Annotated in this window: 19 protein-coding genes and 1 pseudogene; 11 read left to right on the top strand and 9 right to left on the bottom strand. The window is 48.1% G+C overall.

All coding sequences use genetic code 11. From position 1 onward, the window contains the following. Positions 1–326: 326 nt before the first annotated feature. Positions 327–2,393 (bottom strand): glycine--tRNA ligase subunit beta, encoded by a 2,067-nt coding sequence (gene glyS / locus AKJ31_RS05110; protein ID WP_053408031.1) that lies wholly within the window; start codon positions 2,391–2,393, stop codon positions 327–329. 13 nt (positions 2,394–2,406) lie between these two features. Beyond that, the gene (glyQ, locus tag AKJ31_RS05115; RefSeq protein ID WP_053408032.1) at positions 2,407–3,324 is read right to left on the bottom strand and encodes a glycine--tRNA ligase subunit alpha; all 918 of its coding nucleotides are present in this window, start codon (positions 3,322–3,324) and stop codon (positions 2,407–2,409) included. Positions 3,325–3,804: 480 nt separating this feature from the next. Between glyQ and AKJ31_RS05120 the strand changes: the two genes are divergently transcribed. Both AKJ31_RS05120 and AKJ31_RS05125 read left to right on the top strand, forming a co-directional pair. Then, a complete protein-coding gene (locus tag AKJ31_RS05120) occupies positions 3,805–4,362 on the top strand; it encodes a TMEM165/GDT1 family protein (RefSeq protein ID WP_053408033.1) in 558 nt (185 codons plus the stop codon). 225 nt (positions 4,363–4,587) lie between these two features. After that, complete coding sequence (locus AKJ31_RS05125) at positions 4,588–4,848, top strand: hypothetical protein (RefSeq protein WP_053408034.1); 261 nt, start codon at positions 4,588–4,590, stop codon at positions 4,846–4,848. A gap of 48 nt (positions 4,849–4,896) precedes the next feature. On the opposite strand, the gene tusA is transcribed toward AKJ31_RS05125, so the two are convergent. Beyond that, positions 4,897–5,145, bottom strand: a complete 249-nt coding sequence (gene tusA, locus AKJ31_RS05130) for a sulfurtransferase TusA (RefSeq protein WP_053408035.1) — start codon at positions 5,143–5,145, stop codon at positions 4,897–4,899. 135 nt (positions 5,146–5,280) lie between these two features. Here tusA and AKJ31_RS05135 point away from each other — a divergent pair, with 135 nt between their 5' ends. After that, the gene (locus tag AKJ31_RS05135; RefSeq protein ID WP_053408036.1) at positions 5,281–5,466 is read left to right on the top strand and encodes a hypothetical protein; all 186 of its coding nucleotides are present in this window, start codon (positions 5,281–5,283) and stop codon (positions 5,464–5,466) included. A gap of 156 nt (positions 5,467–5,622) precedes the next feature. Further along, a complete protein-coding gene (locus tag AKJ31_RS05140) occupies positions 5,623–6,567 on the top strand; it encodes a LysR family transcriptional regulator (RefSeq protein WP_053408037.1) in 945 nt (314 codons plus the stop codon). 63 nt (positions 6,568–6,630) lie between these two features. Here the strand turns inward: AKJ31_RS05140 and acuI are convergent, their stop codons facing one another. The 6 genes from acuI to ilvG form a co-directional block, all read right to left on the bottom strand. Continuing rightward, a complete protein-coding gene (gene acuI / locus AKJ31_RS05145; protein ID WP_053408038.1) occupies positions 6,631–7,611 on the bottom strand; it encodes an acrylyl-CoA reductase (NADPH) in 981 nt (326 codons plus the stop codon). 185 nt (positions 7,612–7,796) lie between these two features. Then, the gene (gene ilvA, locus AKJ31_RS05150) at positions 7,797–9,338 is read right to left on the bottom strand and encodes a threonine ammonia-lyase, biosynthetic (protein WP_053408039.1); all 1,542 of its coding nucleotides are present in this window, start codon (positions 9,336–9,338) and stop codon (positions 7,797–7,799) included. A 3-nt stretch (positions 9,339–9,341) separates the two neighbouring features. After that, entirely contained in the window at positions 9,342–11,183 is a 1,842-nt protein-coding gene (gene ilvD / locus AKJ31_RS05155; RefSeq protein ID WP_053408040.1) for a dihydroxy-acid dehydratase, read from the bottom strand. A 12-nt stretch (positions 11,184–11,195) separates the two neighbouring features. Beyond that, a complete protein-coding gene (ilvE, locus tag AKJ31_RS05160; RefSeq protein WP_053408041.1) occupies positions 11,196–12,137 on the bottom strand; it encodes a branched-chain-amino-acid transaminase in 942 nt (313 codons plus the stop codon). 11 nt (positions 12,138–12,148) lie between these two features. Further along, on the bottom strand, positions 12,149–12,433 hold the full coding sequence (gene ilvM, locus AKJ31_RS05165; protein ID WP_053408042.1) for an acetolactate synthase 2 small subunit: 285 nt from the start codon (positions 12,431–12,433) through the stop codon (positions 12,149–12,151). 1 nt (position 12,434) lies between these two features. Further along, a complete protein-coding gene (gene ilvG, locus AKJ31_RS05170; RefSeq protein WP_053408043.1) occupies positions 12,435–14,081 on the bottom strand; it encodes an acetolactate synthase 2 catalytic subunit in 1,647 nt (548 codons plus the stop codon). Between the two features lie 492 nt (positions 14,082–14,573). On the opposite strand from ilvG, the pseudogene AKJ31_RS22510 reads away from it, so the two are divergent. The 7 genes and pseudogenes from AKJ31_RS22510 to AKJ31_RS05200 form a co-directional block, all read left to right on the top strand. After that, positions 14,574–14,732 (top strand): annotated as a pseudogene (locus tag AKJ31_RS22510) (magnesium chelatase domain-containing protein); the annotation flags it as partial. A 370-nt stretch (positions 14,733–15,102) separates the two neighbouring features. Beyond that, the gene (locus AKJ31_RS05175; protein ID WP_053408044.1) at positions 15,103–15,393 is read left to right on the top strand and encodes a type II toxin-antitoxin system TacA family antitoxin; all 291 of its coding nucleotides are present in this window, start codon (positions 15,103–15,105) and stop codon (positions 15,391–15,393) included. Further along, positions 15,369–15,923 (top strand): GNAT family N-acetyltransferase, encoded by a 555-nt coding sequence (locus tag AKJ31_RS05180; protein WP_053408045.1) that lies wholly within the window; start codon positions 15,369–15,371, stop codon positions 15,921–15,923. The genes AKJ31_RS05175 and AKJ31_RS05180 overlap by 25 nt, the downstream gene beginning before the upstream one ends. A gap of 364 nt (positions 15,924–16,287) precedes the next feature. After that, on the top strand, positions 16,288–17,811 hold the full coding sequence (locus AKJ31_RS05185; protein WP_053408046.1) for a YifB family Mg chelatase-like AAA ATPase: 1,524 nt from the start codon (positions 16,288–16,290) through the stop codon (positions 17,809–17,811). Positions 17,812–18,042: 231 nt separating this feature from the next. After that, the gene (locus AKJ31_RS05190) at positions 18,043–18,885 is read left to right on the top strand and encodes a DUF3100 domain-containing protein (protein WP_053408047.1); all 843 of its coding nucleotides are present in this window, start codon (positions 18,043–18,045) and stop codon (positions 18,883–18,885) included. Then, entirely contained in the window at positions 18,878–19,348 is a 471-nt protein-coding gene (locus tag AKJ31_RS05195; RefSeq protein ID WP_053408048.1) for a hypothetical protein, read from the top strand. The genes AKJ31_RS05190 and AKJ31_RS05195 overlap by 8 nt, the downstream gene beginning before the upstream one ends. Positions 19,349–19,408: 60 nt before the next feature. Then, entirely contained in the window at positions 19,409–20,581 is a 1,173-nt protein-coding gene (locus AKJ31_RS05200; RefSeq protein WP_053408049.1) for a M20 aminoacylase family protein, read from the top strand. Positions 20,582–20,586 lie beyond the last annotated feature (5 nt).

The raw sequence follows: 20,586 nt of genomic DNA on the forward strand, positions 1-20,586 counted from the left end.
TTGCTTTATATGTAATACGCTGATTTATACCAATCACAATAAGTGTTTGTTCATTCTTGCTGGTTAAAATCACTGATAACGGCGTTACGAATCTGGTAATTAGAGCCACTAGTTAGCGGCGATTCATGCCTTGTTCTCAGTGATTTTTCCTACGCAATTATCTGAACATCTACTTATCTGGATTGATATTGGTTACAGCTATTAGTGTAATACTTGACCTTACCCTAATGTTTTTACGACGCAAAGCACAATATTTGGCTTTAGATAAAAATAAAGCCCGACTCAAAGAGCCGGGCTTGTGTATACATAATGATTTCAGCTGAGAATTACTTCTGCAGTAGTGAAATATCCGCAATTTGCAGAAATAGATTACGCAGATTGTTCAGGAGTGTCAGACGGTTCTTCTTAAGTGCTTCATCGTCTGCCATTACCATTACGTTATCAAAGAACGCATCCACTGGCTCACGTAGGTCAGCTAGCTTGCTTAGGGCTTCTTGGTAGTTACCGGTTGCAAATGCTGGCTCTAGCGCTTCCGTCATGACTTCAACGCTTTCTGCTAGTGCTTTCTCTGCGTCTTCTTGTAGAAGTGCCAGGTCAATCTCTGCTTCAAGTTCGCCGTCGAATTTCGCTAGGATGTTACCAACACGTTTGTTCGCTGCCGCTAGAGACTCTGCTGCTTCTAGTTCACGGAAGTGAGATACCGCCTTAACACGTTGGTCGAAATCTGCTGGTTTAGTTGGACGACGCGCCAGTACTGCTTGAATGATGTCGACGCTGAAGCCTTCGTCTTGGTACCAAGCACGGAAACGACCAAGCATAAATTCAATCACGTCTTGCTCAACGTTTTCGTTGGTTAAGCGGTCACCAAACAGTGACTTCGCTTTCGCTACCAAGTCAACAAGATCTAGGTTGTAGCCGTATTCAACGATGATACGAAGTACACCTAGCGATGCGCGGCGTAGTGCGAATGGGTCGCTGCCTTTCGGTGCTTGACCGATACCGAAGATACCGACGATCGTGTCTAGCTTGTCAGCCATCGCGACTGCGGTTGAAACGCCGTTTGATGGCAGTTTATCACCTGCAAAACGAGGCATGTATTGCTCGTTCAGTGCGACTGCTACTTCTTCCGCTTCACCGTCGTGACGAGCGTAGTGCATACCCATCACACCTTGAGTATCCGTGAATTCGAATACCATTGAGGTCATTAGGTCACATTTCGCTAGCAGACCTGCACGCTTCGATTTTTCAACGTCGGCACCGATTTGCTCAGCGATGTAGCCAGCAAGTTCAGTGATGCGGTCGGTTTTGTCTTTAATCGTACCCAGTTGCTTTTGGAAGATAGCAGTTTCTAGCTCAGGTAGACGGTCGATAAGCGGACGCTTACGGTCTGTATTGAAGAAGAATTCTGCGTCAGCAAGACGAGGACGAACCACTTTCTCGTTACCTTCGATAACGTAACGAGGTTCTTTTGATTCGATGTTTGATACGAAGATGAAGTTAGGTAGCAGCTTCTTGTTTTCATCGTAGACAGGGAAGTACTTCTGGTCACCTTTCATGGTGTAAACCAACGCTTCAGAAGGCACTTTTAGGAACTCTTCTTCAAACTTAGCTGTAAGCACGACTGGCCATTCAACCAAAGACGTCACTTCTTCAACTAGATCATCTTCTAGGTCAGCGATGCCGCCAACTTCTGCTGCCGCTTTTTGTGCGTCTGCGAGGATGATGGCTTTACGCGCTTCGTAATCTGCCATTACTTTACCGCGCTCTTCTAGGATCGCAGGGTATTGCTCAGCAGAATCGATAGTGAACTCTTGCTCACCCATGAAGCGGTGACCACGGATAGTGCGGTCAGAAGCGACACCTAAGATCTCGCCTTCGATTAGGTCGCTGCCCATTAACATGGTTAGCGTCTTAACTGGACGGATAAATTGAGTTGTTTTGTTGCCCCAACGCATTGGTTTTGCGATCGGTAGGTTTGCCAGCGCTTTTGCAGCTAGCTCAACCACGATTTCAGATGCTGGCTGACCTTTGACTTCTTGTTTGAACAGTAGCCATTCGCCTTTGTCGGTTACCATGCGCTCTGCTTGGTCAACGGTGATGCCACAACCGCGAGCCCAGCCTTGAGCCGCTTTAGTTGGGTTACCTTCAGCATCAAACGCTGCAGAAACCGCAGGACCACGCTTTTCAACTACTTTGTCTGATTGGCTTTCTGCCAATGCAGCCACTTTAAGTGCAAGACGACGAGGTGCCGCGAACCATTTTACGCCTTCGTGAGCAAGCTCAGCGTTTTTTAGTTCCGCTTCGAAGTTTGCTGCGAATGCTTCAGCTAGGGTGCGAAGTTGCGTTGGTGGTAGCTCTTCTGTACCTAGCTCGATTAGAAATTCTTTTGCCATGTTACTTTACCCCTTACGCTTGTTCTTTCTTACACATTGGGAAGCCAAGTGCTTCACGGGATGCGTAGTATGCTTCTGCTACTGCTTTAGTCAGATTGCGGATGCGCAGGATGTAACGTTGACGTTCAGTTACTGAGATCGCTTTGCGTGCGTCTAGTAGGTTGAATGCGTGACCCGCTTTCAGAATGCGCTCGTAAGCTGGTAAAGGAAGTGGCTTTTCAAGCTCTAGCAACTCTTTACACTCTTTCTCACACTGCTCGAAGAAGCTGAATAGGAAATCTACGTCTGCGTGCTCGAAGTTGTAAGTCGACTGTTCCACTTCGTTTTGGTGGAAAATGTCACCGTAGGTCACTTTGCTGCCGTCTGGGGCAATGTTCCAAGTTAGGTCGTAAACCGAGTCTACTTCTTGGATGTACATAGCGAGACGTTCGATACCGTAAGTGATTTCACCGGTTACTGGTTTACACTCAAGGCCGCCAACTTGTTGGAAGTAAGTGAACTGAGTCACTTCCATGCCGTTCAGCCATACTTCCCAGCCTAGACCCCATGCGCCTAGTGTTGGGTTTTCCCAGTTGTCTTCTACGAAACGGATGTCGTGTACAAGCGGGTCAATACCAAGAACTTCAAGGGAGCCAAGGTACAACTCTTGAATATTGTCTGGAGACGGTTTTAGCGCTACTTGGAATTGGTAGTAGTGCTGAAGACGGTTAGGGTTTTCACCGTAACGGCCATCGGTCGGACGACGTGAAGGTTGTACGTAAGCTGTCGACATTGGCTCTGGGCCAAGCGCTCGTAGACAGGTCATTGGGTGAGAGGTACCCGCACCCACTTCCATATCTAGCGGTTGAACAATGGTACAACCATTTTGAGCCCAATAATCCTGCAGCGCGAGGATCATTCCCTGGAAGGTTTTGATATCGTATTTTTGCATAAGTCAGGTTCGCGCGATTCTCTAGTTACTCATTAGTTCGTTTTTTCTGCCGAGTTTTGCACTCAAACAGTAGCGATAAAGAGTAATTACGGTTGAATAAAATAACAATCAAGTATACCCAGATATTGGTTATGGGAGTAGGGTTAATCTTGATTAATTCCTAGGCATATTTCTCCTTTAATGGAAATTTAACGGCTTATTCGTCTAAATTTTCTTAAAAGGGAGTTTTTGCGCGCTTTACTACTTGTTCTAACACAGAGTGGTGGCTAAAATAGCGCCCATCTTTGGGGAGTAGCTTACTAAGTCGATATCCTTGTCCACTTAGTTCGTTCGTCAACATAATTGGTGCAAAATCACCATGGCGCTCGAGACTCATCGCTTGATGGGTTTAGCAAGACCTTAGATAAACATCGTGAACCGGGGTGGGGCACGAGGTTTGTCTATGGTTTAAATAATTATCCCTGCCCCAATGAGCATGTCGTGAGCGTTTTAGCTATTTCAATTACAACCGTAGCCTTAGCAGAAATTGGCGATAAGACCCAATTGCTATCTCTACTTCTTGCCAGTCGTTACCGTAAACCGATTCCAATTATTGCTGCGATCTTTTTCGCTACTATTGCTAATCACGCTTTAGCAGCATGGCTGGGTGTGGTGGTCGCCGATTACTTATCACCTGAAGTGTTAAAGTGGGTGCTGGTGGTCAGTTTCGCTGCGATGGCGGCTTGGGTACTGATCCCTGATAAACTGGATGACGACGAAGAGATCTCTAACCGCGGCCCATTTGTTGCCAGTTTTATCGCCTTCTTTGTGGCCGAAATTGGTGATAAAACCCAGATCGCGACCTCTATTTTGGGCGCACAATACGCTGATGCGCTGAGTCTGGTGGTGCTGGGCACCACAATTGGTATGTTGTTAGCAAACGTTCCTGTTGTTCTGATCGGTAAACTGTCAGCAGATAAGATGCCATTGGCGCTGATCCGAAAAATTACCGCAGCTCTGTTTGCGGCGTTAGCCGTTGGTGCTTACTTCTACTCGTAACGTGAGCCGATGTGACTTATTGATAATCTTTTAAATATCAATAAGTCACAAAGTTTGAACTGGATATCGCTTTGACGCTAAATTGGTCAAAGGGTGACGTCTGACATATTCGTGTCATCGTTGTCATGCTACTTTAATCATGTGAATGATGTTACTCGAATTAGTTGAAACTTCGTTATTTTGGCGATGGTTTAAGTATGAAGAGTGTAGCGAGAGGGCAAGTTTATGCTTACACGTTATATGGGGATGTCCCCAAAAAGTCAGAGTTATTTGTTCACCTTCGGTTTGGCGCTGTGCTTGTTGGCGATGGTGCTAACGGATATGTGGATCCCGATTGTAGCAGGTGCGTTTATTCTCACTGGTTTGACGGTCGAGGCATGGATTCGGGTTGCGCATATTATCCCGATGCACGAAGAAATGCGTGCGATGCAAAAGCAGCTTAATAAGCTCCAGTCAGAAGTACGCACCCTAGAGTACGAAGATTAAAAAACGGCAGCCTCAGGCTGCCGTTTTATTTTGTTTGACGCACACGCGTTACTCAACACCCTTCTTGATAAGGTATTGGTATGGCAGTTCATCGGTCTGGGCTGCGATCAACTGATGATCCATAAAACGACAGAAACTCGGAATATCGCGAGTTGTCGAGGGATCGTCGGCTTTCACCAACAACACATCCCCATCGTTCATGGTTCGAATTGTCTTCCTGACCATCATAACTGGCTCTGGGCAGCGTAGTCCTTCCGCTTCGAGAGTATGTGTTGCCTGCTCTGGATTGAATGTCATGGTCATATCTTTTTTGCTCTGATCTGGGCGTAGATAATACTGCTGAAGAAAAAATATTCAATAAGCACTTGGCAAACAGATCAATTTGTTTTAACTTAGTTAACAAGTTGGTAACAATTAAGCCAAGGAGCAGCGATTATGACAGCTTTAGATCGTCTCACAATCTATTCTGTGTTGTGTTTTATCTCTTTCTGCGCCCTTGTTTTACGTTCTCCAACTGAACCGTCGTTTATGCCGTTACTTGGCATGGCTGCGACGGTCGTAGGGATTTGGCTCGAGATGCATCGCTGGCCGAGAGCATCAGAAGAGCAAGAACATTGATGGATGACCTTCCAACATCCTTCAACATTTGTAACTACGCTCAAATACATTCCGACACTATCCCCATTTTTCTTGGGCTTCCCCGCTGAAAGGCGGGATTTTTTTTGCCTAAAGAGTAGAATCTGACTAATACCCCGTAAAAGAAGTGGCTACTTTGTGGAATTAGAAGAGATCTACCGACGCGACTTAAACCTGTTTGTGGCTTTGCGCGTGCTGATTGAAGAATCCAGCGTGAGCAAGGCGGCGCATCGGCTCAACTTAAGCCAATCGGCGATGAGTCGAGTGCTCGGGCGGCTGCGTGACATGCTTGGTGACCCACTTTTTACCCGCCAAGGGCAGCATCTCATTCCGACCGAGAAAGCGCTTGAGATCGATAGGGCTTTGGGTGAGCCGTTGGAATCGCTGCGACAAATCCTCTCGCCGATTGAGTTTGAACCCAGTAGTTGCGAGCAGACCTTCACCATCGCGACCACCGATTACGCGATGCAGACTATTCTTCCATTTGCTTTACCGCGTATTTATCAAGAAGCGCCCAAAGTTTCGTTTAACTTTCTGCCGCTACAGCACGACAGGCTAGACGACCAATTGACTTACGAAAGTGCGGATTTGGCGATCTGTCGTCCGATTGGTCCGGTTGAACCGCTGCGCAGTGAAGTTCTTGGCCGAGTGGGAGTACTGTGTTTGTTGTCTAAACAGCATCCTTTGGCAGATCGCGAGATGAGTTTGCAAGACTACCTCACTTGTCCACACGCTATGATCGCGATTAGTGACGGGGTAAAAGCGTTAATTGAGCAGGCTTTGGTTGAGTACCCAGAGCGAAGAATGGTTCTGCGCGCTTATCACCTCGAAGCAGCGCTGGCGATCGTCGACACCATGCCGTTAATCATCACCGTGCCTGCAGACTTGGCTTATTTGGTTGCCGAGCGGTATGACTTGGTGGTGAAACCATTGCCGTTCCAGTTTACTCCGTTTGACTATTCGATGATTTGGCATCCACGTTGTGAGCATTCTCCTGCACAGGAATGGTTGCGCAGTATTGTTAAGGAAGAGTGCGGCCGTTTGATTGCTAAGCGGATTGAAGACATGGGGCTGAATGGATAACAAAAGAGCCAGCAGTGCTGGCTCTTTGTCATTAGTGTTCGGTCTGCACTTACAGCCTGATAATTACAGCTTAATAACCACGCGACCAGTCACTTGACCGTTGGTAATGTCTTCGGCGTATTTCGGCGCTTCTGCCAATTCCACTTCGGTACACGCTTGGTCAAAGTAGCTCTCTGGTAGTAGTTCGACTAATTTTTCCCATGCCGCGATACGTTTTTCGGTCGGGCACATCACCGAGTCCACACCTTGCAGACGCACATTACGCAGGATAAATGGCATGACCGTTGTTGGTAGGTCAAAACCGCCCGCCAGACCACACGCCGCCACTGCGCTGTTGTAATCCATTTGTGCCAATACTTTTGCCAGCACTTTGCTGCCCACGGTATCCACGGCGCCAGCCCAGATTTGTTTTTCTAGTGGACGCGCTGGTTCTTCAAATTCAACACGGTCGATGATGCGGCTTGCCCCGAGTTTTTCCAGAAGAGGGCCATTTTGTTCAACACGGCCAGTAACCGCTGCGACTTTGTAGCCGAGTTGAGCCAACAGCGTGACCGCAACGGAACCCACACCGCCGCTTGCGCCAGTAACCAAAACCTCACCGTCTTCCGGTTTGATGCCAGCATCTAGTAGCGCCTGAACACACAGCATCGCTGTAAAGCCCGCAGTGCCGACCATCATGGCTTTTTTGCTGTCTAGCCCTTGTGGTAGTGGTACAAGCCAGTCGGCTTTTAGACGCGCACGCTGCGCCATGCCGCCCCAATGGTTTTCACCCACGCCCCAGCCAGTCAGAACCACTTTATCGCCTGCGTTGTAGCGCGCGTCTTGCGAATCCAGCACAGTGCCTGCTAGGTCGATACCCGGAACCATAGGGAAGTTGCGGATGATTTTTCCTTTACCAGTGATCGCCAAACCATCTTTGTAGTTCAGTGACGAGTAATCAACCTCGATAAGTACGTCGCCTTCTGGTAACTGGGCTTCGTCGATTTGTTCGATACTCGCGATAGTGCGTTTTTCTTCTTGGTTTAGAATCAGAGCGTTAAACATAAGTGGTCTCCACTGTGTGCAGCAATATTTAAAAACTGTTGTTGAGTGTAGTCTCAAAACGACTATGACTAAAATGAAACTTTAGCATTATATCTATGCATATCACGCATTATTACTAAGGTTATTGTGGCGATAAAAAAGCCAGTCTCTCGACTGGCTTTGATGACTAGGAACAATAAAGCGGGTTAAGAAAGGAAAAACTTATACGCAGGGTTTTCCGTTTCGTCTTTGCATTGATAACCCAGTTCACGTAAGTGAGCCGAAAATTGTGATAAGTCACTTTCATCCAACTCAAAGCCACACAGGACCCGCCCGTAATCGGCACCGTGGTTACGGTAGTTAAACAGGCTAATATTCCAATGCGTGCCAAGCGTGCTCAAGAACTTCAGTAGCGCGCCCGGATATTCTGGGAACTCGAAGCTGTATAAACGCTCTTTGAGTGGTTTAGATGGTTTACCACCAATCATGTAGCGTACGTGCAGTTTCGCCATTTCATCGTCAGAAAGGTCAACCACCGGATAGCCGCCGTCACGCAAATCGTGAATGATGTGGTCCAGTTCTTCTTGGCCGCCTTGCAAGCGGACACCGACGAAGATATTCGCTAGGCTGTCGTCGCTGTAGCGGTAGTTAAACTCCGTCACTGCACGTCCACCGATCAGGTTACAAAACTCAAAGAATGCCCCTTGGCGCTCAGGTATTGTCACCGCGAGCAAGCCTTCGCGTTTTTCACCCAGTTCGCAACGTTCAGATACATAACGCAATCCGTGGAAGTTGGTGTTGGCACCAGAAAGTACCGTACCCAATTTTTTGCCTTCCAGCTGGTTCTTTTCAGCAAACTTTTTCAGACCCGCCAGGGCTAACGCACCTGATGGTTCGGCAATCGCACGGGTATCTTCGAAAATGTCTTTGACCGCAGAACAGATTTCATCGCTCGATACTGTAATGTGGCCGTCGATGTATTTTTGGCATAGGCGAAATGTCTCTTCACCGATGCGTTTTACCGCAACGCCGTCGGCAAACATGCTGACTTGGTCAAGAACTACAGGTTCTCCTGCGTCTAGTGCCGCTTTTAGGCACGCCGAATCTTCAGGTTCCACCGCAATGACTTTGATTTCCGGCATCAGTTGTTTGACTAATACCGCGACACCCGCAGCCAAACCACCGCCCCCGACAGGGACGAAGATGTAATCAAGATGGCCGTTTTGCTGCAGCATTTCCATACCGATGGTGCCTTGCCCAGCGATCACCAATGGGTGGTCGAAAGGGGGCACAAAAGTATAACCGTTAACTTCAGATAAACGTTCTGCTTCCGCTTTGGCTTCGTCAAAGTTGCTGCCATGAAGCACCACATTACCACCAAAGCTGCGTACTGCATCGACCTTGATGTCGGGTGTGGTTCTTGGCATCACAATCGTAGTTTTAATGCCAAGCTTAGTGCCTGATAGTGCCATGCCTTGAGCGTGGTTGCCTGCCGATGCTGCAATTACGCCAGCGGCTTTTTGCTGCTCGGATAAGCTCGCCACCATGTTGTATGCGCCGCGCAATTTAAACGAGTGTACCGGCTGGCGGTCTTCTCGTTTGATTTGCACTTGGTTTTTCAGGCGCGCCGATAAACGCGGCATATCTTGCAGCGGGGTTACCGTCGCAACTTCATACACAGGTGCGCGCAAGATTTGGCGCAGGTACTCTGCGCCAGATTGTGGTTTGAGGGCTGAAGAATCGCTCATAAGCTAGCCCTCTAGCTTAGATTTATCTCGTACTGCACCTTTGTCAGCACTGGTTGCCATGCTTGCGTATGCTTTCAGTGCAAAAGAAACTTCACGTTCACGAGCAACGGGTTTCCAGCCTAGCTCGTCTTGTTTCGCACGGCGCTCGGCAAGCTCTTGCTCAGAAATTTCTAGAGCAATGCTGCGGTTTGGAATATCAATCGCAATCAGGTCGCCATCTTTAACCAAGCCAATCGCACCACCGTTTGCTGCCTCTGGAGACGCGTGACCGATAGACAGGCCTGATGTACCACCAGAGAAACGACCGTCGGTTAACAGCGCACACTCTTTACCTAAGCCCATCGACTTAAGGTAAGTGGTTGGGTAGAGCATTTCTTGCATGCCCGGTCCGCCTTTTGGTCCTTCGTAACGAATCACCACGACGTCGCCCGCTTTCACTTTACCGCCAAGGATGCCTTCTACCGCGTCTTCTTGGCTTTCAAATACGACTGCCGGACCAGTAAATTTTAGGATGCTTTCGTCAACACCCGCGGTTTTGACGATACAACCGTCAAGCGCGATATTACCTCTGAGAACCGCAAGACCACCATCTTGGCTAAATGCGTTTTCTTTGGTGCGAATACACCCTTCAGCACGGTCATCGTCTAGAGTGTCCCAGCGACAGTCTTGTGAGAATGCTTGGGTTGTACGGATACCTGCAGGGCCCGCACGGTAGAACTCTTTCACCTGTTCAGACTCAGTCAGCATGATGTCGTACTGCGCTAATTGCTCTTCCCAAGTCAGACCCAATACGGTTTTGGATTGGTTATGTAGGAGACCAGCGCGGTCTAGTTCGCCAAGGATACCGACCACGCCACCTGCGCGGTGTACGTCTTCCATATGGTACTTCTGCGTGGACGGCGCCACTTTACACAGGTGTGGAACCTGACGAGACATGCGGTCGATATCGGTCATGTCGAAGTCGACTTCGCCTTCTTGCGCGGCAGCTAACAGGTGCAGAACCGTGTTGGTTGAGCCGCCCATCGCGATATCCAGCGCCATTGCGTTTTCAAACGCCGCTTTGGTTGCGATATTGCGCGGTAGCGCGGTTTCATCGTCTTGCTCATAGTAACGTTTCGTCAGTTCAACGATGCGTTTGCCTGCGTTAACGAACAACTCTTTACGGTCTGCGTGAGTGGCAAGTAAAGAACCGTTACCCGGCTGAGACAGGCCAAGCGCTTCGGTTAGACAGTTCATTGAGTTCGCGGTGAACATGCCCGAGCATGAACCACAAGTTGGACACGCTGAACGCTCGATCTGTTCGCTCTGCTCGTCAGAGACTTTCGGGTCTGCGCCTTGGATCATCGCATCGACTAAGTCGAGCTTGATGATTTGGTCTGAAAGCTTGGTTTTACCCGCTTCCATTGGCCCGCCAGAGACGAAAATTACTGGGATATTCAGGCGCATCGACGCCATCAGCATCCCCGGAGTGATTTTGTCACAGTTAGAGATACACACCATCGCGTCCGCACAGTGCGCGTTAACCATGTATTCGACCGAGTCTGCGATCAGTTCACGTGACGGTAGCGAGTAAAGCATGCCGCCGTGACCCATCGCGATGCCATCGTCGACGGCGATGGTGTTAAATTCTTTGGCGATGCCGCCTGCTGCTTCGATTTCTTGCGCGACGAGTTGTCCCAAGTCTTTTAGGTGAACGTGACCAGGAACAAACTGAGTAAATGAGTTCACCACCGCGATGATTGGTTTACCAAAGTCTTCATCTTTTACGCCGGTTGCGCGCCACAAGGCACGAGCACCCGCCATGTTGCGTCCGTGTGTGGTGGTGGCTGATCTGTATTTAGGCATTGTGCTACTTCCTTATTTTGCATCTTGCGGGTAAACGTAATCCAACCAACCCCACTTGTCTTCAGTGGTGCCGTTGAACAGGCCAAAGTACGCTTCTTGTAGCGCTTTAGTGATAGGGCCACGTTTACCGCTGCCAACTTCAATTTTGTCGATTGTCGCAACCGGTACGACTTCTGCTGCGGTACCTGTCATAAACACTTCGTCCGCGAGGTAGAGGGCTTCACGGGCAATATTCGCTTCGCGAACTTCGTAACCCATGTCGCGCGCCAGTGTCATGATCGAGTCACGGGTGATGCCCGGTAGGATTGCACTGGTTGCTGGTGGCGTGGTAATAACGCCGTTTTTCACAACGAAAATGTTCTCGCCAGCACCTTCTGATAGGTAACCGTCTACGCTCAGCGCGATACCTTCGTCGTAACCGTGACGACGAGCTTCACCACCGACGAGTAGAGAAGATAGGTAGTTACCGCCTGCTTTTGCTGCTGTAGGGATGGTGTTTGGCGCTGCACGGTTCCAGCTTGAAACCATCGCGCTAACGCCTTTTTCTAGCGCTTCTTCGCCAAGGTAAGAACCCCATGGGAACGCGGCGATAATCAGGTCCATTTCGGTACCCACTGGCGGACAAACGCCCAGACCAACGTTGCCAACAAAGCCGAGCGGGCGAATGTAAGCACTATCCAGTTTATTTTGGCGCAGTGTTTCGCGTGTCGCTTCCATGATCTCGTCGATTGAGAACGGGATCGGGAAACGGTAGATCTTCGCAGAATCTTTAAGACGCTGTGCGTGTTCGCGGTGACGGAAGACAATTGGACCTTTTGGTGTGTTGTAGCAGCGTACGCCTTCGAATACCGACGTACCGTAATGCATCGCGTGAGTCAGAACGTGAACGTTAGCGTCTGCCCATGGAACCATTTCACCGTTGAACCAAATGTAATCTGCAGTTTTTGTAGCCATTATTGCCTTCCTTATGCACAAATCTTTTGTTGTAAGTTGTTATTTGGTAGTTCGTCGTTCGCGATTTGTGTCACCTCGACGGTGCGAACATCCCAGAGTTTCTCAATCTGATTGGTAATGAAAGAGATTGGACGATCACTATCTACGATAATTTCCACGCTCGCTACTTTGCTTTCGTGATTTTGTGTCGCGGCTACCTGTTTGATGATGAAACCACGGTGGCGAATCACTCGCAGAACACGCTCTAAAAGTACCGGTTTGTCATCCGCTTTGATGTCTAGTAGATATCTTTCCATGTTACGTGTTCTCCAGCATGTCATTGTTTGAAGCACCTGGCGGTACTAGCGGCCATACGTTTTCTTCTTCGTCGATCAGTACGTGAAGCATGTATGACGTTTTGCTCTCTAGCATCTCTTTAAGCGCCGGTTCTACTTCTTCTTTCTTTGTGATGGTTTTGCCCGGGATATCGAACGCTTTTGCCAGCATAACGAAATCCGGGTTGTCATCGAGAATCGTTTCACTGTGGCGGCCGTCAAAGAACAGTGATTGCCATTGACGCACCATGCCCAAACGCTGGTTGTTGAGTAGAACGATTTTGACCGGGATCTGGCGGCGTTTTAGTGTGCCCAGTTCCTGTACGTTCATCATAAATGAACCGTCACCAGTGATAAGGATAGACTGGTCATCAGGACGAGCGACCGCAGCGCCCATCGCCGCTGGAAGACCAAAACCCATAGTGCCAAGACCGGCTGAAGTGATGAAATTTTGCGGTTCGCGTGGCTGAATATGCTGCGCTGACCACATCTGGTGTTGGCCAACATCGGTCGACACGATCGCGCTGTCTGGCATCATATCTGACAGCTGCTTTAACAGACCTGGCGCATAGATAAGCTCGCCCGGATGGTCGTAACGCCATTTGAACGCGCTACGTAGGCTTTCACTGTGTTTAACCCAAGGGGTGATGTCTTTCACTAACTCTAGCTGCGACAACACTTGTGGAATTTCACCACGAACGGGTGCGTTCGCCTGACGCAGTTTGTGGATTTCTGCCGCATCGATATCGATATGAATAACTTTCGCGTTTGGTGCGAAGGTATCTAGCTTACCTGTTACTCGGTCATCAAAACGCGCACCCACTGCGATCAGCAGGTCACACTCTTGTACCACCAAGTTGGCCGCTTTGGTGCCGTGCATGCCCAGCATGCCCAAGTAGTGTTGGTCGTGACGCTCAATCGTACCTAGGCCTTTTAGTGTGCTTACGGAAGGCATTGGATTTAGGCGTAAGAACTCGCGTACCGCGTGCGTCGCATGACCCAACTGCACACCACCACCGACATACAGTACCGGGCGGGAGCTTTGTGATAATAGCTCTTGCGCTTTAGCAATCGCTCCAGACGTCGCGGCTGGCATAGGAGGTGGAGTAAAAGGAGGAAGGAGTTCAACAGGAGCTTGAGCCAGCTGTACATCTTTAGCGATATCAACGATAACAGGGCCAGGGCGGCCAGTTTTTGCTACTTCGAAGGCTTCGGCCATGGTTGGCGCGAGTTCGTTGATATCGGTAACTAAGTAGCTGTGTTTGGTACAGGAAAGTGACATACCGATCACGTCCATTTCCTGAAACGCATCGGTACCGATATGGGAACTGGCAACCTGACCTGTGATAGCAACCAGTGGGATGGAATCCATAAAGGCATCGGCTAGACCAGTCACTAGGTTGGTGGCTCCCGGTCCGGATGTGGCCATACATACGGCAACATCTTGAGTAGAACGAGCCATGCCGATTGCAGCCATTGCTGCGCCTTGCTCGTGACGACAAAGTATATGCTCAACACCGCCATCGTATAATGCGTCGTAGATTGGCATGATTGCACCACCAGGGTAACCAAATACGGTCTTGATCCCTTGCTGCTGCAATGCGGCTACGACTAACTCTGCACCTGTCATCGTAAGCCTCCCTGTGTATCGCATTGGCGATTATTTTTTCTTGTGCACTTCATGTGCGCTCCCATTCTTCCTGTCATAACTGACCTTTGAACGACTTTGGTCAGGATGAACTTTGTTTTAATTTAATTTTTTGAACTGTTAATTGTAAAAAAACCCCCGGACTTTTCAGTGCGGGGGTTTTTTAGAATTTGTGGTTATCTTTCGCCCACCAGCCCCCGCGCGGAATCAATAATGACCACGATAATCAGGGCAATCAGTGCGTTAGTGCGGGCGGTAAAGTTCATCTTCGTTTTCTAATGTTGTGTTTATGCAATATGGTACGAAATTATTTGCGTCTCTAGTGGTATCACACATATCCGTTAAATGACAAGCAAAAACTCATACTTTTTTCACATTCTATCAGCAACTGATCAAGCTATATAACAAGCTTGATTGTGATTTAGACAATTTATCAAGGAGATAAATAGTGAATGGCGAAAAAGTGACGGTTTTATGGGATTAGCGGTAATTCATAGTCGAGCTTCGGTTGGGGTAGAAGCGCCCAATGTGACGGTGGAAGTGCACATCAGTAACGGCATGCCGGGATTTACGTTAGTCGGTTTACCGGAAACTACTGTCAAAGAATCTCGTAATCGGGTGCGTAATACGATCTTCAGAGTATTATCGGTCAACAGTAATTAGGAAGTGTGCGCTAAAGATGTTTCACAGATGGCACTATCATCTTCATCTACTCTTGAAAGCCAAAAATAACTTCATTATTGCTATCAACATCTTAGTGAAAACCTTCATTAAGAGTTATTTATACTATGTGAAGTTACGGTAAAACCCCGTACAAAGTTGTTGACTTTGTAGTCAAAGCATACCAGACTCCAACATGTACGGTGTTAACCCGTACATTTAAATAGTAATTAGTGGTTATATTAATAGTTCATCAAAAATATAGGTATATAGATAGTTCTTTGGAACATCTACTAAGTAAATTAGGAGTTTCCGACGCACTAAGCAGTGCAAGGAGTAAAAAATGAGTGCACTTAAAAAAGAGAGAGTTGAGTTTCGTCTGTCTGAAAGTGAGAAAAGCGTTTTAGAGGAAGCTGCGCTACTTTCTAATACTACAATAAGTAAATTTGTATCAGAAACAACAGTAGCTAAAGCGCAAGAAGTTATTAGCGAACATAAAAGATTGCAAATAGAAGCAAGTCAGTGGGAGTCTGTAATGGACGCACTGGAAAATCCAGCAGAACCAACTGATCTGATGCAGGAAATCATTGGAATGTCGTTGGAGGAATCTTGGACGGTAAAGATCAAAAACTAGAAGTTGAACGCTATGACCCTGACGTGAAATATGATTTTTCACAGTTTGATTGTGGTGTTTGTTCTTTAAATGACTACCTAACAAAGAATATGGCTAAAGAGCACGACAGAAGAGTGTCGATTCCTCATCTTTGTATCGTCTCAAATGATGAGGGAATTCCCAAGAAAGTAGTGGGCTATTTCACTTTAGCTAGTAGTTCATTTGATAAGAAGCACGTATCAAACAAAGAAAGACGCAAATTTCCTTACAGTTCAGTACCATGTATATTACTTAGTAAAATAGCTGTATGTAAATCTGTACAAGGCCAGGGTTTAGGAAAATGGCTTCTTGGTCGAGCAATCCGTCAAGCATATCTTTCATCTAGGGACGTAGGTGTTTACGCTCTATTTCTTCACGCTCGTGAGGGGCGTGAAGATTTTTATGAGAAAGCAGGTATGATTCGTTCAAAAGAGCAGCCTGACATGTTCATCTACTCACTCAAACAATACGAAGAAGCATTGAAGAAAAAGCTTCTTTCCAGTAAGTCTTAAACTAAATATTTAAAGAGAAAGCGACCTTATTAGGTCGCTTTTCTTATATAAGCTTATAGGGAAATCAACAAGACTATTAGATGCATGATGATTACTAGATGTATTATTTCTTACGGTCAATTTAAAGCTAAGTTTTAACTCTACGTACTTGTAAGTATCAGAGATTGTATTTACTAATGTACTCGCTATAGAGATATAGTGAGGTCGAACACTAGGGACGTCACATATCCGTTAGATGACAAGCAAAAACTCATACTTTTTTCACATTCTATCAGCAACTGATCAAGCTATATAACAACCTTGATTGTGATTTAGACAATTTATCAAGGAGATAAATAGTGAATGGCGAAAAAGTGATGGTTTTATGGGATTAGCGGTAATTCATAGTCGAGCTTCGGTTGGCGTAGAAGCGCCCAATGTGACGGTGGAAGTGCACATCAGTAACGGCATGCCGGGATTTACGTTAGTCGGTTTACCGGAAACCACCGTCAAAGAATCGCGCGATCGGGTGCGCAGTGCGATCATTAATTCACGGTTTGAGTTTCCCGCGAAACGGATCACGGTCAACTTGGCACCGGCCGATCTCCCCAAAGAGGGCGGCCGGTTTGATTTACCAATCGCGCTAGGCATTTTGGCGGCGTCACAACAAATCCCGATGACAGACTTAGAAAGTAAGGAGTTTATTGGTGAATTGGCTCTGTCGGGTGAACTACGCTCGGTAAAAGGCGTGTTGCCTGCCGCGCTTGCGGCGAATCGCGCCGAGCGTTGTTTGGTGGTGCCACAGCAGAACGGTGACCAAGCAGCACTAGTCGGTAAGCATTTGCATAAATCGGCACAAAGTTTATTGGAAGTGTGCGCTGACTTATGTGACCAGCAGTCACTCACGCTCCATCAAACGCAAAAACGCACTAAGTTAGCGTCTAATCAGCGCGATCTGCAAGATATCATCGGCCAACAGCAAGGAAAGCGCGCGTTGGAAATTGCCGCAGCGGGTAATCATAATCTTTTGTTCCTCGGGCCTCCCGGCACGGGAAAAACCATGTTGGCCTCTCGCTTGTGTGACTTGTTACCCGAGATGGATGATGAGGAGGCAATGGAAACCGCGTCGGTCGCCTCGCTCACGCAGCAAGAAATCAACGTTAACAACTGGAAGCAGCGCCCATTTCGATCACCGCACCACTCCAGTTCGATGGCGGCACTGGTCGGTGGGGGAACCATTCCAAGACCGGGTGAGATCTCGCTGGCTCACAATGGTTTGCTGTTTCTCGATGAAATGCCCGAATTTGAGAGAAAAGTGCTCGACTCACTGCGTGAACCACTAGAATCCGGTGAAATCATTATTTCGCGCGCGCAGGGTAAAACCCGTTTTCCCGCCCGATTTCAGCTGGTGGGGGCTCTGAACCCGAGCCCAACAGGCTACTATGAAGGCAACCAATCACGCGTTAACCCTCAGTCGATTTTACGTTATCTCAGTCGTTTATCAGGACCATTACTCGACCGCTTTGATATGTCGATTGAAATACCGTCGTTACCTAAAGGCACCTTAGCCGAGGGGGGAGATCGCGGTGAGCCGACGGTCGTGGTCAGAGAGCGGGTATTGGAAGCACGGGCAAGGATGCAACACCGAGCAAATAAATCCAATGCGCTGCTTGGCAGCCGAGAAATCGAGAAATATTGCCCGCTAAATAAGCCAGATGCGCAGTTTCTGGAAAGTGCCTTGCATCGGTTAGGCTTATCGATTCGCGCTTATCATCGCATCATCAAAGTGGCGCGAACCATCGCGGATTTGGAAGGGCAGGCGGACATCGAACGCGCTCACCTCGCAGAAGCATTGGGTTATCGAGCGATGGATCGCCTGTTGAAGCAATTGACCGCGCAAGCGGTGTAACAGAACAAAGTCCTTAGTATTTGCTCTTGGTATGGTTGAATCGTCTGATTCTACTTTCGCTTGGGCGTAAACGTTTTCGTGTTCATTTAATGCAACGATATTATGTTTTATGTTGCTTTTTTTAGAACAAAACGTTGGTTATATAGCATTAGTTCTAGTGTGGTAATTATGATTTAATCAATTGGATACATAAGAAAATGGAATGATATATAACCAACAAGGAAGCTAAATATGAACAGCTTAAAAGGCCAGTTGGGCAACTGGCGACTTCACCTCTTGGTGATTGCAATCGCGGTCATTGCCGAGCTCGTCGGCGTCGTTAAAGTGCCGTTAGGCAGCAGCAGTGTGGTACTGCTCCCCCTCTTTTACGCATTTATAATCGGTTTGCTCTTTAATCCGAATGTCGTCAGCGCCGCAAAACGCGTGCTGAGTTCGAAACAGGCTGAAAAAGCCACGCCAATCATCATTATTTCCGTTCTTCCTTTCTTGGCGAAATTCGGCACGCTTATCGGTCCTTCTCTAAACAAAATCTTGGCGGTTGGTCCGGCGATGATTTTTCAGGAACTCGGCAACCTCGGCACTATCCTAGTCGCAATGCCTGTCGCGATATTGCTGCTGAAGATGGGACGTGAGTCTATTGGTGCGTGTTTCTCTATCGCCCGTGAGCCAAATATTGCTCTGATCTCAGATAAATATGGCCTGAAGAGTCCTGAAGGGATCGGCGTAATGGGTGTTTATGTTATGGGCACCATGTTCGGTACGTTGTATTTTGCGATTCTGGCATCTTTGTTGGCGTCAACAGAATGGTTTGATGTACGCGCATTAGCTATGGCATGTGGCGTCGGTAGTGGCAGTATGACGGCGGCGTGTTCTGCTGCGTTGGGCGAAAGTGTTCCCGCGATGAAAGAAGAAATACTGGCATTGGCTGGTGCGAGTAACTTGCTAACTAACGCTACGGGTCTGTTTGTTGGGTTATTTATTGCCTTACCTTTGACCGAAAAACTCTACCGCTTACTGGCGGGGAACAAGACGGAGAAACAAACACAGCAGCCAGGGAGCGATCTAAATGTCTAATGCAGCAACGAAAAAGAATGTAAATGCCGATATCAACCTGATCGATTACGCGATGGTGTTGGCGATTGTGTGTGTCGTCGCGCTGATCAGTAACTGGACTGGTACTGGTGTAACGCCACTTTCCGCCCTGCCGGGTATGGCGATCATCTTTGCCATGGTAATGGCAGGCTTGGTGTTAGCGAAAGTCATGCCGTTTTACCTACCATCGGTGGCTTGGTTGTCGCTGGTGAGTGTGTTACTGACCATTCCGGCTTCACCGCTCGCAGAACCAATCCTCAGTTACGTAAAAGACATCAACTTTTTGAGCTTAGTAACGCCAGTGCTTGCATACGCAGGTTTGGCGATCAGTAAACACGAGGTCACGACCTTTAAATCTGCCGGCGGCAAGATCGTACTGATTGCTATCCTAGTGTTCACCGGAACGTACATTGGTTCTGTACTGGTTGCGAACGCGCTGCTTTAAGCGCGTTCAATCAAGATTGCCTAAGATTAATCAAAACAATAAAACAGCTAGAAAAAGGTTATGACTGAATACATCAAACATCACTCCGAAGAGCATGCTCAGCTCGTACAATGGCGACGTGATATCCATGCCCACCCTGAAACCGCTTATGAAGAATTCAGAACGTCGGAAATCGTCGCCGATATTCTCACTAGCTTAGGTCTAGAAGTGCATCGCGGCTTAGGTGGTACAGGGGTGGTCGCGACATTACACGGCAGTTTGGGCGCGGGAGAAAGCATCGGCCTGCGCGCGGATATGGACGCTCTCGACCTCGACGAGCTGAACACCTTCGCGCACTGCTCGACCCACCAAGGAAAAATGCACGCTTGTGGTCATGATGGCCATACCACGATGTTGCTCGGCGCCGCTGTGATGCTGGCGAAAAATCCGCACTTTAAAGGGACAGTACATTTTATTTTCCAACCCGCGGAAGAAAATGAAGCGGGTGCAAAAGCGATGATAAAAGATGGCTTGTTTGAGCGTTTCCCGGTCAAAGAAGTGTACGGTCTACACAACTGGCCAGCGTTGCCAGCTGGTGAAGCTGCGGTACATGATGGCGCAGTGATGGCCGCATTCGACACTTTTGATATCAAAATTGTCGGCGCGGGTGGACACGGCGCGATGCCACACGACACAATCGACCCTGTCTATACTGCCAGTTTGATCATCAACGCATTACAAAGCGTGATTAGCCGTAATCTCGACCCACAAAAGTCTGGCGTGATCAGCGTAACGCAAATCAACGCTGGCCACGCTTACAACGTGATCCCCGAAGAAGTCGTGTTTGCCGGGACAACTCGCTCGTTCTGCCCTCAGGTTCGTGATTTGATCGAATCGCGAATGAAAGACGTGGTGACAAATATAGCGCACGCACAAGGGTGCAAAGCGGAAATTGTATATACTCGACGCTATCCAGCGACGATCAACACGCCAGAGGAAGCGGCCAAGTGTCGCGCTGTGTTGGAACAAATGCCGGAGATCTCGCTCTTACACCTTAACCCACCAGCAAGTATGGGCGGTGAAGACTTTGCGTTTATGCTGGAACAACGTCCTGGTGCGTATATTTGGTTAGGTAATGGTAGCCAGGAGCATACCCATAACCTGCATAGCCCGAACTACGACTTCAACGATGATGTGCTGCCGATTGGCGCAAACTTCTGGGTAAGGCTGGTGCAGCATTTGCTGTCAAAATAACGGAG

The organism is Vibrio hepatarius, from assembly GCF_001274785.1.
GTDB classification, from domain to species: Bacteria; Pseudomonadota; Gammaproteobacteria; order Enterobacterales; family Vibrionaceae; genus Vibrio; species Vibrio hepatarius.

Excerpts from the sequence above, each read along its gene's own strand:
- ilvD (WP_053408040.1), bottom strand. The coding sequence starts at position 11,183 with ATGCCTAAATACAGATCAGCCACCACCACACACGGACGCAACATGGCG.
- acuI (WP_053408038.1), bottom strand. The coding sequence starts at position 7,611 with ATGTTTAACGCTCTGATTCTAAACCAAGAAGAAAAACGCACTATCGCG.
- ilvE (WP_053408041.1), bottom strand. The coding sequence starts at position 12,137 with ATGGCTACAAAAACTGCAGATTACATTTGGTTCAACGGTGAAATGGTT.
- AKJ31_RS05200 (WP_053408049.1), top strand. The coding sequence starts at position 19,409 with ATGACTGAATACATCAAACATCACTCCGAAGAGCATGCTCAGCTCGTA.
- AKJ31_RS05185 (WP_053408046.1), top strand. The coding sequence starts at position 16,288 with ATGGGATTAGCGGTAATTCATAGTCGAGCTTCGGTTGGCGTAGAAGCG.
- ilvM (WP_053408042.1), bottom strand. The coding sequence starts at position 12,433 with ATGGAAAGATATCTACTAGACATCAAAGCGGATGACAAACCGGTACTT.
- ilvA (WP_053408039.1), bottom strand. The coding sequence starts at position 9,338 with ATGAGCGATTCTTCAGCCCTCAAACCACAATCTGGCGCAGAGTACCTG.
- glyQ (WP_053408032.1), bottom strand. The coding sequence starts at position 3,324 with ATGCAAAAATACGATATCAAAACCTTCCAGGGAATGATCCTCGCGCTG.
- glyS (WP_053408031.1), bottom strand. The coding sequence starts at position 2,393 with ATGGCAAAAGAATTTCTAATCGAGCTAGGTACAGAAGAGCTACCACCA.
- AKJ31_RS05195 (WP_053408048.1), top strand. The coding sequence starts at position 18,878 with ATGTCTAATGCAGCAACGAAAAAGAATGTAAATGCCGATATCAACCTG.
- AKJ31_RS05190 (WP_053408047.1), top strand. The coding sequence starts at position 18,043 with ATGAACAGCTTAAAAGGCCAGTTGGGCAACTGGCGACTTCACCTCTTG.
- tusA (WP_053408035.1), bottom strand. The coding sequence starts at position 5,145 with ATGACATTCAATCCAGAGCAGGCAACACATACTCTCGAAGCGGAAGGA.
- AKJ31_RS05175 (WP_053408044.1), top strand. The coding sequence starts at position 15,103 with ATGAGTGCACTTAAAAAAGAGAGAGTTGAGTTTCGTCTGTCTGAAAGT.
- AKJ31_RS05125 (WP_053408034.1), top strand. The coding sequence starts at position 4,588 with ATGCTTACACGTTATATGGGGATGTCCCCAAAAAGTCAGAGTTATTTG.
- ilvG (WP_053408043.1), bottom strand. The coding sequence starts at position 14,081 with ATGACAGGTGCAGAGTTAGTCGTAGCCGCATTGCAGCAGCAAGGGATC.